Origin of the sequence: Nocardiopsis sp. CNT312 (assembly GCF_000515115.1) — a bacterium.
Taxonomy (GTDB): domain Bacteria; phylum Actinomycetota; class Actinomycetes; order Streptosporangiales; family Streptosporangiaceae; genus Nocardiopsis.
In genome coordinates this window covers 1-12,984 of record NZ_KI911536.1, presented here as the reverse complement: position 1 = coordinate 12,984, position 12,984 = coordinate 1, and the positions used below count along the sequence as shown (strand labels likewise).

12 protein-coding genes and 1 pseudogene are annotated in these 12,984 nt (G+C 71.6%); 8 read left to right on the top strand and 5 right to left on the bottom strand.

Going from position 1 to position 12,984, the window contains the following annotated elements; genetic code table 11:
* Positions 1-78 precede the first annotated feature (78 nt).
* Positions 79-357, top strand: a complete 279-nt coding sequence (locus B042_RS0117015) for a DUF4235 domain-containing protein (protein ID WP_028649320.1) — start codon at positions 79-81, stop codon at positions 355-357.
* Between the two features lie 146 nt (positions 358-503).
* On the opposite strand, the gene B042_RS0117010 is transcribed toward B042_RS0117015, so the two are convergent.
* From B042_RS0117010 to B042_RS0117000, 3 genes are all read right to left on the bottom strand, one after another.
* Positions 504-803, bottom strand: coding sequence for a DUF4193 domain-containing protein (locus B042_RS0117010; RefSeq protein WP_028649319.1), 300 nt, complete (start codon positions 801-803; stop codon positions 504-506).
* Positions 804-1,262: 459 nt separating this feature from the next.
* The gene (locus tag B042_RS0117005; RefSeq protein WP_036555505.1) at positions 1,263-2,513 is read right to left on the bottom strand and encodes a cell wall metabolism sensor histidine kinase WalK; all 1,251 of its coding nucleotides are present in this window, start codon (positions 2,511-2,513) and stop codon (positions 1,263-1,265) included.
* Positions 2,510-3,163 carry a response regulator transcription factor gene (locus B042_RS0117000; RefSeq protein WP_028649317.1) on the bottom strand — a complete coding sequence of 218 codons (654 nt, stop codon included), beginning with the start codon at positions 3,161-3,163 and terminating at the stop codon, positions 2,510-2,512. Before B042_RS0117000 ends, B042_RS0117005 begins: the two co-directional genes overlap by 4 nt.
* A gap of 574 nt (positions 3,164-3,737) precedes the next feature.
* Here B042_RS0117000 and B042_RS26220 point away from each other — a divergent pair.
* Entirely contained in the window at positions 3,738-3,902 is a 165-nt protein-coding gene (locus B042_RS26220; RefSeq protein ID WP_197024351.1) for a hypothetical protein, read from the top strand.
* A gap of 104 nt (positions 3,903-4,006) precedes the next feature.
* Here B042_RS26220 and B042_RS0116990 read toward each other — a convergent pair whose 3' ends face one another.
* Together B042_RS0116990 and B042_RS0116985 are read right to left on the bottom strand one after the other, a co-directional pair.
* Positions 4,007-4,819, bottom strand: a complete 813-nt coding sequence (locus B042_RS0116990; protein ID WP_028649316.1) for an inositol monophosphatase family protein — start codon at positions 4,817-4,819, stop codon at positions 4,007-4,009.
* A 66-nt stretch (positions 4,820-4,885) separates the two neighbouring features.
* Complete coding sequence (locus B042_RS0116985; RefSeq protein WP_036555504.1) at positions 4,886-5,917, bottom strand: ferrochelatase; 1,032 nt, start codon at positions 5,915-5,917, stop codon at positions 4,886-4,888.
* A 111-nt stretch (positions 5,918-6,028) separates the two neighbouring features.
* Between B042_RS0116985 and B042_RS0116980 the strand changes: the two genes are divergently transcribed.
* The 6 genes and pseudogenes from B042_RS0116980 to B042_RS0116955 form a co-directional block, all read left to right on the top strand.
* Positions 6,029-7,327: a D-arabinono-1,4-lactone oxidase gene (locus B042_RS0116980; protein ID WP_028649314.1), complete on the top strand. Its 1,299-nt coding sequence runs from the start codon at positions 6,029-6,031 to the stop codon at positions 7,325-7,327.
* A gap of 411 nt (positions 7,328-7,738) precedes the next feature.
* Entirely contained in the window at positions 7,739-8,917 is a 1,179-nt protein-coding gene (gene sepH / locus B042_RS0116975) for a septation protein SepH (RefSeq protein WP_028649313.1), read from the top strand.
* Positions 8,918-9,087: 170 nt separating this feature from the next.
* Positions 9,088-10,062, top strand: coding sequence for a daunorubicin resistance protein DrrA family ABC transporter ATP-binding protein (locus B042_RS0116970; RefSeq protein ID WP_028649312.1), 975 nt, complete (start codon positions 9,088-9,090; stop codon positions 10,060-10,062).
* The gene (locus B042_RS0116965; RefSeq protein WP_028649311.1) at positions 10,059-10,892 is read left to right on the top strand and encodes an ABC transporter permease; all 834 of its coding nucleotides are present in this window, start codon (positions 10,059-10,061) and stop codon (positions 10,890-10,892) included. The genes B042_RS0116970 and B042_RS0116965 overlap by 4 nt, the downstream gene beginning before the upstream one ends.
* Positions 10,893-11,107: 215 nt before the next feature.
* A complete protein-coding gene (locus tag B042_RS0116960) occupies positions 11,108-11,647 on the top strand; it encodes a YbhB/YbcL family Raf kinase inhibitor-like protein (protein ID WP_081748866.1) in 540 nt (179 codons plus the stop codon).
* Between the two features lie 278 nt (positions 11,648-11,925).
* A pseudogene (locus tag B042_RS0116955) lies at positions 11,926-12,984 on the top strand (hypothetical protein); the annotation flags it as partial.

Sequence of the window (12,984 nt, the reverse complement as noted above, 5' to 3'; positions counted from 1 at the left end):
TGACAGTATTCCAGGAAGGAACACGGCGGACGCACGCGCGCCGCCCCACTCGCGAACGGAAACGGTGAACGATTCATCATGGCCAAGAAGGACGGCGGTGACATCGCCCCGGCGCTTCTCGGATTCGTGGCGGGATTCGCCGCGGAATACGTGACGCGCAAAGCCCTGACCTTCGCCTGGACCCGCGCCACCGGCGAGGAGCCCCCCACGGACCTGGAGTCTCCCGAAGTCGGTCTCGGCCACGCCCTGGGCTGGGCCGTGGTGGCCGGTGTCGGCGTGGAGGTGGCACGGGTCCTGGCCGTGCGCGCCGCGCGCAAAGGGATGAGCAGGCCCGCCGGAGGCGAACCCGAGGCCTGACACGGGGGGCGGGCCCGGAGGGCACAGCGCCGCCAGGCTCCGTCGACGGTGCCCGCTCACGCGGGCGGCTGCCCCTGGCGGTGGCGGGGAACGGGCCCTGTCCACCGGGGCTCACCGGACGGGAGCGGTGCCCCCGCCCCGTCCGGTCAGGTGCACTCCTTGCAGATGAGCTGGTTGTCGCGCTGTTCGGCGAGCTGGCTGCGGTGGTGCACCAGGAAGCAGCGCCCGCAGGTGAACTCGTCGGACTGGCGCGGGAGCACGCGCACCGCCAACTCCTCACCGGACAGGTCCGCGCCGGGCAGTTCCATGCCCTCGGCGGCCTCGTCGGGGTCGACGTCGATCGTGCCCGTGCCCTTGTCAGCGCCGCGCCGCGCCTGTAGCTCCTGCAGACTGTCCTCGTTGATTTCCTCGTCCGTCTTGCGCGGGCTGTCGTAGTCGGTGGCCATCTCTGCTAACTCCATCCCCCTCGTTCAGTGCCTCGTCGCGCGGGTGTAACGCTTGAGAGACCTCGGTTGTGCCCGATCCGGCCGATGAGTTTCCCCGGTTCCCGTGGACCGTGCCCCCTCCCGGGCCACGATCCGCAGGTCGGCCGTGCCTTCACGGGATCGTGACCGGAATCGGCCACACACCGACAGCCGCTCCTCACGCCGATGTCCCCGTCTGCCGCCCGGCTTCGGGCACCTCGTAGACCTGGTGACCCTGCTGTTCCGCCCGTCACGGGCGGACGCGGAACACTCCCCCTACATCGGCAAGAAACAAGACATGCCCACGTCATGAGGGTTTCCCTCCGTGTCCACGCCCGGGGAAGCATACCCACCCGGAGTCAGCGCCCGTGACAGGGGTGGGCGTGTCTTCGGACACGTATAGATACCATGAAGCGCCGACGCGCGCAGCTCGGGGGCGCGTCAGCGGCGTTCGGCGCCCCGCCCCGGCGGAACGGGTAGGCAGATCGTGACGACGAGGCCGCCCCCCGCGCGCGGCCAGGCGGTCACCACGCCCTCGTGCGCGCGCACCACGGAGCGGACGATGGACAGCCCCAGGCCCGCGCTGCGCCCCGAACCCACGCGGTCGCCCGAACCCCGGCGGAACGGTTCGAAGAGGCCCTCGATCTCGTAGGCGGGGATCACCTTGCCGGAGTTCTCCACCTGGACCGCGGGGCGGCCCTCGTACATACCGCTGCGGACGGTCACCTCCCCACCCTCGACGTTGTACTTCAGGGCGTTCTCCACCAGGTTGGCCACGAGCCGCTCCAACAGGACGGGGTCGCCCTCCACCACGGCCGGGCGCAGGTCCCGGCGCACGAGCAGACCGGATTCGTCCGACTCCCCCGGAGACTGGCTGAGGACCGTCTCGGCGACCTCGCCGAGGTCGACCGTGGTGCGCGCCTCCAGTTCGCGATCGCTGCGGGCCAGGATCAGCAGTCCGTCGATCAGGCGTTCGTGGCGCGCGTTGGTCTCCAGAAGGGTCTGACCGACGCTCTTGAGGTCGGCGGACACCTCGGGGGCGCTGAGCGCCACCTCCAGGAGCGTCCGGTTGATCGCCAGGGGCGTGCGCAGCTCGTGTGAGGCGTTGGCCACAAAGCGGCGCTGTCCGTCGAAGGCGCGGTCCAGCCGCTCCAGCATGCCGTCGAAGGTGTCGGCGAGTTCGCGGATCTCGTCGTCGGGGCCGGAGAGGGCGATCCTCTCATGCAGGGAGCGCTCGGAGAGCCGCCGGGCGATGCGGGTGATCTTCTGGAGCGGGGACAGGGCGCGGCCGGCCACTGCGTAGCCCAGGGCCACCGCGAGCAGTCCCACCAGGAACAGGGCGAGCAGGGAGAACCGGGTGACCTGGGTGAGGACCTCCTCGATGAGGTAGCCGTGCGCCACCAGCTCCGAGGCGCTCTCCTCCGCCAGGAGGGCGTTGAGCAGCACCGCGACGATCAGATAGTTGACCAGGACCAGCACGGAGCCGGCCGCGAAGAACAGCATCCCGTAGATGAGGGTGAGCCGCGCCCGGATACTGAGGTTGTCGCTGAAGCGGCGCATGTGCGCGGCTGCGGCCGAGGGCTGCGCTCCCTCCCCCGAGGGGGCCACGGCGGCGAGGCTGCGCCACGTGCTCGTGTCACCGGACCGGGTGGGCTCCACGTGTCCCGGCTCGGAGGCACCGTCCGACCTCACAGCCGGTACCCCGCACCGGGCACGGTCTGGACGACCGGGGGCTCCCCCAGTTTCTTGCGCAGCGTCATGACGGTGACCCGCACCACGTTGGTGAAGGGGTCGGCGTTCTCGTCCCAGGCCTTCTCCAGGAGGCCCTCGGCGCTGACCACCGTCCCCTGGGCGCGCATGAGGACCTGGAGGACGGCGAACTCCTTGGGGGTGAGCGACAGTTCGCGGCCGTCGCGGTGCACCCGGTGGTTGGCCGGGTCCAGGGTGATGCCGTGGCGCTCCAGGACCGGGGGCAGCGGCGGGACCGCGCGGCGGCCCAGGGCGTGGACGCGGGCGACGAGTTCGACGAAGGCGAAGGGTTTCGCCAGGTAGTCGTCGGCGCCCAGGGTCAGGCCTTCCACCTTGTCCTCGACCGCGTCGGAGGCGGTGAGCATGAGGATGCGTCCGAGATGGCCGTCCCCGACCAGGGTGCGCGCGACGGTGTCGCCGTGCACGCCGGGCAGGTCGCGGTCGAGGATGATCACGTCGTAGTCGTTGACCGACACCTGTTCCAGGGCGGTGTCGCCGTCGTAGGCCACGTCGACCGCCATGGACTCACGCCGGAGCCCGACCGCGACGGTGTCGGCAAGAACCCGTTCGTCTTCGACCACGAGTACGCGCACGTTGTCCTTCTCGACCTGGAGTACCTGGGACCTGTACTGAGAAAAAGGGCCGCTGCCGGCGCATCCCCCAACACACCGGCAGCGGCGTTCATGTGTCCCGGCCGCGTCATCCGTTCTCCCACACACAGGGTAAGGGGGCGGTAAACCCGCCGCGGCCTCGAGGCCGCCCCACCCCGTGCGGAGCACGGGCGCTGGACCGGGAGTGTCGCCAGCGGCGACGCGCGGGGAGCCGCCGCCGACGAATCCCCCAACCGTCGGCGGCGACCCAACCCCGCACATCTCAAATGTGACACATCAAGGATAAGAAACAAGTAAGCACGGGAGACGCCAAGCGGGTATGACCTAAGACACCGCCCGCTCCCCGCCCTCCCCCACCGGACACCGCCGCGAGGCGGGCCCCGGCCCCATGTTTGACCGCGGCTCCGATGCGGTAGGACTCACCGGGCGTGCACGGACACCGGTGAGATCCGGACCGCGACACGCGAGCGCCCCGCACGGGCGCGACCTCCGCGCGCTGACGTCTTCACGCCGGTGTGCCCGTACACACCGGCCCCTACCCCTAGAAAGAGGTGTCATGGGCGAGTTCCTCACAGAGATCAAGGGCCGGATCAACGAGACCCACAGGTCGCTCCGCTCGGCTCAGGCCGCCGGGGACGAATTCCTCGCCGAGACGCACGCCTCGGAACTTGAGGACCTGCACCGCATCGCCGCCCGCAACGGCATCGATACCCGCTGCTAGGAACGGCGGCCGAACCGGCCGCTCTGATCTTCCCCGGGGGACGGGGACGGTCGCAGCCCGCGGGGAGGGGCGACAGCCCGCCCCTCCCCGCCCGAGCCCGGCCCTCAGCCGTCGGTGTCGGCGGCCAGGGGTGCCAGCAGCACCTCGAGGTCCTCGTACAGCTCCGGCCGGGCCGCGATCACCAGGTCAGTGGAGGGCGGGCCGCCGTTCGGGCCCCCGACCCGGATCCCCGCCTCGGCGGCGATCAGTCCCGGAGCGGCCCAGTCCCAGAGGTTGAGCCCGCGTTCGTAGTAGGCGTTGTAGCGCCCCACGGCCAGGCCGGTGAGGTCCACGGCGGCCGACCCGTCCCTGCGGATGTCGCGGATCCGTGGCAGCACGTCGAGCAGCACCCTGGCCTGGTGCTCCCGGCGCCGCGCGGAGTACCCGAAGCCGGTAGCGACCAGGGCGCGCTCCAGGGGCACAGCGGCCGGGGCCCGCAGCGGCTCACGGTTGCGGTAGGCGCCTGCGCCCAGGACCGCCTCGAACATCTCGCCCCGGACCGGGACGGCCACCGCCGCGGCCACGACCCGCCCGCCGACCTCCGCCGCGATCGCCACCGCCCAGTCCGGCAGGCCGTACAGGTAGTTGACCGTGCCGTCGATCGGATCGACGATCCATCGGACCCCGCTGGTGCCGGGGGCACCGCCGCCCTCCTCGCCGAGGATCGCGTCGTCGGGCCGCTCCTGGAGCAGGCGGGTCCGGATGAGCTCCTCAGCGGCTCTGTCCATCTTGGTGACGACGTCGGTGGGGCTGGACTTGGTGTCCAGGACGGTGATGCCCGCCTGCCCCTCGGCTGCGAGCTCACCCGCCTCCGCGGCCACACTCACGGCAAGGTCGCGCAGGGACTCAGGGTCAGGCGTGTGGTGGGTGTTGTTCAACTGTTCGGTCTCCCGTCCAAGGTGATGGGGAGCGAAGAGGCTATCGTCCTCCGCCCGGTCACGCGGTCAGCTCTGGCCGCAGCAGTTCCCGGCGCCCTCGGCGCATGCGGGAAGGCCGCCCAAGCGCACCGGGCCCGCCCCGTCGGTGTACTCGCGCACCAGTTCCGTCACCATCGAGACGAAGCGGGGGTGTGTGCCGGGACTGAGCGCGCGCTCGTATCCGAGGCCGAGCTTGCCGGCGGTCTCGCGGGCCTCCACGTCCAGGTCGAACTTGACCTCCATGTGGTCGGAGACGAACCCGTGGGGAACGACGACGACGGCGGGCACGCCCTCACCTGCCAGCTCCTCGATGCGGTCGTTGACGTCGGGCTCCAGCCAGGGCTGGCTGGGCGGGCCGCTGCGGCTCTGGTAGACGACCTCGTACGGGTACGCGCCTTCGAGGCGCTCGGCCACCAGCCGCGCCACCTCGGCGAGCTGCGCCCCGTAGGCCCCCGACGGGCCGAACCCCTGGCAGGGCCCACCGCTGGCCCTGGCCATGGCGGTGGGGACGGAGTGCGCGGAAAAGAGCAGCCGGGCACCCCCGCGCCGGTCCTCGGGCAGCGCGTCCAAGGCGGCACGGGTGTGCTCGACAAGGGGCTCGACGAACCCCGGGTGGTCGTAGAAGGGGCGGATCAGCTCCACCTCGGGTGCGTCCTCGCCCAGGGCGGCGCGCGCCCGGTCGACGTCCTCGTGGTAGGCCGTCCTGCTGGACCAGTTGCAGTAGGCGGAGGTGGGCAGTGCCAGCACCCTGCGCACACCGTCGTCGCGCATCCGGGCGAGGGTGTCGACGAGCATCGGCTGCCAGAAGCGGTTCCCCCAGTACACGGGCAGGTCCACGCCGGAGTCGGCGAAGTCGGCGGTGACGGCGGCGACCAGGTCGCGGCACTGCTGGTTGATCGGGCTCACGCCCTGGAACAGGAAGTAGTGCTCGCCGACCTCCGCCAGCCGCTCGCGGGGGATGTTGCGTCCGCGGGTGACGTTCTCCAGGAACGGGATGACCTCGTCCTCGCCCTCGGGGCCACCGAAGGAGATCAGCAGAAAAGCATCGTAGGGCCTCATGGGGTTCATGAAACCAGTTCTCCGAGGGCTTTTCGCGCATCCCCGGTCCGACGGGCACGCGCCCACCGCCCCTCTGGCCTCACAGACGGGCGGTGGGTAGTGTCGCCTGCCATGACAGGCGTGTTGTGGCGTACATGGGCGGACACCCACCGGGCCCGCCCCCGGAGGACAGCGGCCCCGACCGAAACGGCCGAGGTGGCCGCGTCCGTGCGCTCCGCGGCCGAGGAGGGCCTGCGTGTACGGATGGTGGGGGCGGGGCACTCCTTCACCGACATCGCCGTGACCGACGGGCTCATGCTCTCCCCCTCCGGTCTCACCGCCCTGCGCTCGGTCGATCCCGGTGCGGGGACCGTCACGGTCGAGGCGGGGCTGCCCCTGTGCGACCTCAACGACCGTTTGGCCGAGCGGGGGCTGGCGCTGGCGAACATGGGCGACATCGCCGTGCAGACGGTCGCCGGGGCGGTGCAGACCGGCACACACGGGACCGGGCGCGACTCGGGCGGTCTGGCGGGCCAGGTGGTGGGGATGGAGCTGGTCCTGGCCGACGGGTCGGTGGTGGAGTGCTCGGCCGAGCGGGAGCCCGCTCTCTTCCAGGCGGCGCGGGTGGGGATGGGCGCGTTCGGGGTCGTCACCGCCCTGACCCTGGCGGTGCGACCGGCCTTCCTGCTGCACGCGCGCGAGGAGCCGATGCCACTGGAGGAGGTCCTGGAGCGACTACCCGAACTGCGTGCGGACAACGCGCACTTCGAGTTCTACTGGTTCCCGCACACCGGAAACACCAACACCAAGCGCAACAACATCAGCGACGGGCCAGTCCGCCCGCTGTCCGCCTTCCGGGCCTGGCTGGACGACGACTTCCTGTCCAACAGGGTCTTCGAGTACACGAACCGGCTGTGCCGCCGCCTGCCCTCCCTGATACCGGCGGTGAACCAGGTGAGTTCACGCGCCCTGTCCCCGCGCACGTACACCGACGTGTCCCACGCGGTGTTCACCTCGGTGCGTGATGTGCGCTTCGTAGAGATGGAGTACGCCGTCCCGGCCGAGCACCTGGCGGACGTGCTGCGCGAGGCACGGTCGATCGTGGACCGCGGCGGGCACCGGGTGAGCTTTCCCGTGGAGGTGCGCTTCGCCCCGGCCGACGACGTGTGGCTGTCCACCGCGTACGGCAGGGACACCGCCTACGTGGCCGTGCACGTGTACCAGGGCATGCCCTACGCGGCCTACTTCGCCGACCTGGAGGCGGTGTTCGCCTCCGTGGGCGGGCGTCCGCACTGGGGCAAGATCCACACGCGCGACCGGGCCTACCTGGAAGGGGTGTACCCGCGCCTGGAGGAGGCCCTGGAGGTACGCGAGCGCGTGGACCCGCGGCACCGGTTCGGCAACGCCTACCTGGACCGCGTTCTGGGATGACGGCGGACCGGCCCCTCCGGCGGCAACCGGAGTCCGGCGCAGGGTGATCACCCCTCATCCGCGGTGGAACGTCACGAATCCGTCGCTTGCCCGGCCCTGGGGTAATTCGGGCTCCGCAGGATACCATCGCGGCGGAGCCCACACGCGGAAGCGGCGCTATTGCACCGCTACCGCTCCCGGTCGCCGTAGTGTCCACATGCCAAGATTGGCACCGGAGACGACCGCGGGCCCCGGGCCCGCACCCCGGGGCGCGGCTTCCGGCCGCGGTAGAGCCCGCGGCCGGGAGGCGGGCACACAGTTCGGACATGCCGGGCGCGGTACTGGCCGAACGGTTGTCGGCCGACCAGACTTGGAGAACGCGAGGGTTGGCCGCAGGGTCCCGGCCTTCGTCGGGACGCGAAAGGGAGGGCGATGCACGAGCTTCGCCTCGTGGCCGTGAGTGAGGACAGCACCTACCTGGTGCTCGCCAGCACGGGCCGTGGAACCCGTTTCATGCTCCCCGTCGACGACCGCCTTCGCGCCGCCGTACGCGGCCAGTTCTCCCGGCTCGGCCAGTACGAGATCGAAGTGGAGAATCCGTTGCGTCCCAAGGAAATCCAGGCCCGTATCCGGTCCGGCGAGACCGCCGAGGGCATCTCCGAGATCTCCGGGATCCCCATCGAACGGGTGCGCTGGTTCGAGGGCCCCGTCCTCCAGGAGCGCGAGTACATCGCCCAGCAGGCCCAGAACGCCACCGTCCGCACCCAGGGCGACGCCGTCCCCGGGGCGACCCTGGAGGAACTGGTCGCCAGGCGGATCGGCGGCCACCAGCTGGAGAGCGGCGACGCCTCGTGGGACTCCTGGAAGCGTGAGGACCGGACCTGGCAGGTCAGACTCGCCTTCACCCACAGCGGCGAGGAACGCGTCGCCCACTGGCTCTACGAGCCCAGGCACAACAGTGTCACTCCCTGCGACGAGGAGGCGGCCCGGTTCTCCGCGCCCGCCTCCCCGCCGCCGCCGGTGGCCCTCCCCGAGGCCACGGTGACCCCCCTCTCCCCGCGTCGGCCCGAGGCACCGGTCGAGCGGCCCTACACGGACCACCCGACGGGCCCCGAACGGCCGGTCGGCCCCGCCGCTCCCCGGAACCCGCCCCCGGCAACGCCCCTGGACGAGCCGTCGCGGCCCCTGAGCGCCAGGCGCCCCGACCCCGCTCCGGCCGTCCCCCCCAGGCCCGAGGCGCGGCCTCCGTCCCGTCCCCGCACGCCCCGGGAGGCGGAGCACTCCGAACCCGCCGCGGCCGCGGAGAGGGAACGCGCAGCGCGCAGGCCGCCCGAGGACACCGCCCCCGCCGCGGCGCCCCGGCGTCCCGGACCCGAGACCGCTCCCCCGCCCGCCGAGCCGCCGGCGCCGGCCCGCCCCGCGCGCCGCCGCCGGGTCGGTATCGACCTCGGCGACACCGGCATGGGCCACCGCGAGGTGCCCGAGCCGCCCCGCCCCGCCTCCCCCGGCGACTCCGCCGAGCGCACCGCGCCCAAGCGCAAGGGCCGGGGGCGGCGGGCCTCCGTCCCGTCCTGGGACGAGATCATGTTCGGCGCCAAGAAAGACGACTAGAGCCCTTCCCCTCTCCCCCTCCCCCACGGCCCCGCCCTCGTACCGAGAGCGGGGCCGTCGCCGTTGGGCCTCTCACGGGAGGACACCGTTGGGAAAAATGTCAGCGTTTTGTCGGTTCGATCAGACACACTGGTGGACCGACACGCAGAGCGGGAACCAACGGGAGAGACATGACGGACGCCATCCGCACGGAGGGCCTGGTCAAGGAGTTCAAGGGCAAACGCGCCCTGGACGGGGTGGACCTGAGGGCCAGGAAGGGCGCGGTGCTGGGCATCCTGGGCCCCAACGGGTCGGGGAAGACCACGACGGTGCGCATTCTCGCCACCCTGCTGCGCCCAGACGCCGGGTACGCCGAGGTCGGCGGCTTCGACGTCGTGAAGCGGCCGCACGAGGTGCGTCGGCTCATCGGACTCACCGGCCAGTACGCGGCGGTCGACGCCGAGCTGTCGGGCACCGACAACATGATGCTCATCGCCCGTCTACTCGGCTACGGCCGGGCCGAGGCACGGGCGCGCACCGCACAGCTCCTGGAGCGCTTCGGACTCAGCGACGCCGCCGGGCGCGCCGCCAAGACCTACTCGGGCGGTATGCGCCGACGGTTGGACCTGGCGGCGAGCCTGGTCGGACGCCCCTCGCTGCTGTATCTGGACGAGCCCACCACCGGCTTGGACCCGCGCAGCCGCAACGGCCTGTGGGACGTGGTACGCGGGCTGGCCGAGGACGGTGTGACCGTCCTGCTCACCACCCAGTACCTGGAGGAGGCCGACCGACTGGCCGACGACCTCATGGTGCTCGACCACGGGCGCGTGATCAGCACGGGCACCCCAGAGGAGCTCAAGGACCGCGCCGGCGAGCAGGTGCTGGAGGTGCGCACCACCGATCCGGAAAACCTGCCGCTGGCCGCCAAGGCCATCGAGGCGGCCACCGGGGTGCCCGCGAGCTCCGACGGGCTGATCGCCAGCGCTCCGGCCACCGACACGGGCGTGTTGCCCGAGGTCGTGCGGCGCCTGGACGAGCAGGGCGTGGCCGTCGCCGAACTGTCGCTGCGCCGCCCCAGCCTGGACGAGGTATTCCTCGCGCTGACCGGGCACACCGCCGAGGAACAGGGCACGGACGAGGCCGTGCGCGAAGGGAGCCGAGCATGAGCGCCGTCACCACACCCGCCCCCTCCGAGGACCCGGCGGTCTCCCCCGCCGCCGCGGGGCGGAGCACACCGCTGGCGGGAACACTGCACGGCCTGCACCTGGCCAAACGCAGCCTCCTCAAACTCAGGGCCAACCCCGGCGAGGTGGCCGGGCTCCTCATGCAGCCGGCCATGTTCGTCACCCTGTTCGTGTTCGTCTTCGGGCAGGCGATGATGGGCGACTGGCAAGCCTACCGGGACTTCCTCATGCCCGGCATCATCGCCCAGTCGGTCATCTTCGCCACCCTCGGCACGGGGTTCTCCCTGAGCCAGGACGTGGAGCGGGGCATCTTCGACCGGTTCCGGTCCCTGCCCATCGCCCGTTCGGCCCCGCTGACCGGTGCCATCCTGGGCGACCTGGTCCGCTACGCCATCACCGTCACCATGGTGCTGCTGGTGGGCCTGGTCATCGGATTCCGGCCGGAGGGCGGACTGTTCGCAACCGTGGCCGCCGTCGCGCTGGCGCTGCTGTTCGCCTTCGCTTTGTGCTGGATGTCGGCGTTCGTGGGCACGCTGGCCCGCACGCCGATGACGGTCCAGGCCTTCGGCATGGTTCTGATGTTCCCGCTCACCTTCGGCAGTTCGGCGTTCGTCGACCCCGACGACATGCCGGGCTGGCTGCGGGCGGTGGCCTCCCACAACCCGGTCAGCCACGTCGTGGACGCGATGCGTGCCCTGATGCTGGGCACGGGGGACGCCGCCGCCCCCGTCGCGTGGACCCTGGTGTGGACGGCGGTCTTCGTCGCGGTCTTCGCTCCGCTGGCCGTGTGGTCCTACCTGCGCCGCGTGTGAGCGCTCCCGGGGAACGGCTGGGGAGTTCGCCTCCGGTCGCAGTAGGGTTCGCACTAGGACGTGCGCCGGGGTTCCCTCCGGCCACGCTCCCGTGCCCACAGCGAATTGCGCCTCTTCGGCCCAAAAGCCCAGCAGGAGTCCCATTGTCGTCGGCCCTCAGTCCCTCATGGATCACCGGTGCGCAAAACACGCCCCGTCGGTTCCCCGTCCGCGAGGTGGGAGCGGCGGCTGCGGGGCTCTGTCTGGCCCTGAGCACCGGGTGCGGCGTGTTCTCCCCCAGCCAGAACGGCGACATGCGCACCGACATCAACGTCACCAGCCCCCTGATGCAGCAGGGCGAGCCGCTCCCGGAGGCCTACGTGTGCGAGGGGGACCCCGAGAGCGACGCAGACGGGGCCGTCTCCCCCCCGCTGCGCTGGTCGGGCCTGCCCGACGGGGTGGGATCCATCGCTGTGGTCGTGGACGACCCCCAGGAGGCCGAGGTGTTCTGGGTCGTCTTCGACCTGGACCCCCAACTAGTCGAACTGCGCCAGAACACCGTCCCGGCGGACGCCAAGCAGGCGGAGAACAGCGCCGGCGAAGCCCGGTACGGCGCGCCGTGCCCGACCGACCAGGACATCCACGAGTACAGGTTCACCGTCTACGCCCTGGAGGGCACCCTAGACCTGCCCGACGGCGCGGAATTGAGCAGGACACTGGACGCGATCGCCGAGCAGGCCGTCGCCAGGGGTTCCCTGATCGCTACCAGCAGCTGACGCGGGGCGGGCCGTTCAGCGGGGCAAGCCCACGCCTCAGTGCCTTACCTCTCACGGAAGAAGGGGCGCTCCACCTCTGCACACAGCGCGCAACAAGGCATACAGTGGGGATGTGCCCCTCGTCTCGTTTTCAGATGACCGATACCCGTTCGCTCGCTGCTCGGTACCCGCCCCCGGGACCGCGCCGGAGCCCCGGCACTGTTGCTTTCCGGCCTGCTCCCACCAGGCCGACCGCCGGTGCGCTCCGGGCGTGGCCGACCTCTCCTAGGTAGTGCGACATGACCGTCACCGTCATCATCATCGCCATCGTCGTCGTCGTGACCGTGCTTCTGCTCCTGCTCGTGGGCATGCGCTTCCTGGGTTCGGGCCCGGGCGGGGACGACCGTGCCCACGAGGATGCCGCCGACGAGGGCGGGCCGGAACGCGATGAGGCCCCCCGACCGCGCGGACGCCCCCGGCGGGAGGTGAGGCAGAAGGCGGAGCGCCGTCCCAAGCTCAAACGCAGGCGCGAGGTCGACGTCGACTGGGGCGACGACGACGGCATGTCCGACAACGACTTCTGGTCCAGCCTGAGCGGGGACGACGGCTACGACCGCCGGGACACCGCCCCGCACTCCTTCGAGGACGACTACGACGACGACTACGACGACTACGAGTACGCCGACGACGGCTACGGGGACGGCCACGGCCCCGAACCGGACCGCTCCGTGCGTGCCGACGAAGACACCGCCGCCCCCGTAGCGGCCGGGGCCGACGACCTCGCCATGCTGGCCAGCCTGGGCACGGCGCACCAGGATCCCCCGGCCGGCCCCGCTCCCCCGCTGCCCGAACCGGTGGACGCCGGGGACAACGACCCGCTGAAGGGCGACTCCTGGCGCGGGGAGCGTTCCGTTCCCGCACCCGCGGCCCCCCATGACCCACTGGGCGCACCGGCGGCGGCCGACCTCCCACGCGGCCGTGCGTTCGAGAACGACCCGGGTTACGGAGCCACCGCGGAACGCTGGCCCGACCCGCTCTCCCCGAACTTTCGCACTCCGTCCCCCTCCGAGCGCCCGGACACCGGTTCACCGATCTGGTCGAGCCTGGGTACGGACTCCCAGCAGCGCCGGAGCGCACCGGTCGACGACACCGTGGACGGCCTTTCCCGCCGACACGACACGGATCCGCTGCCGCTCCACCACACGGGGGACCGCACACCGTCCTCGCCCTACGACACCGGCGACCACACACGCTCCGCCTACGGCACCCCGGCGGGGACCGGCTACGGCATCACCGACCAGGCCCCGACCACGCCGCCCTGGGGCACACCGCACGGCACCCCCGACAGCACCAGCACA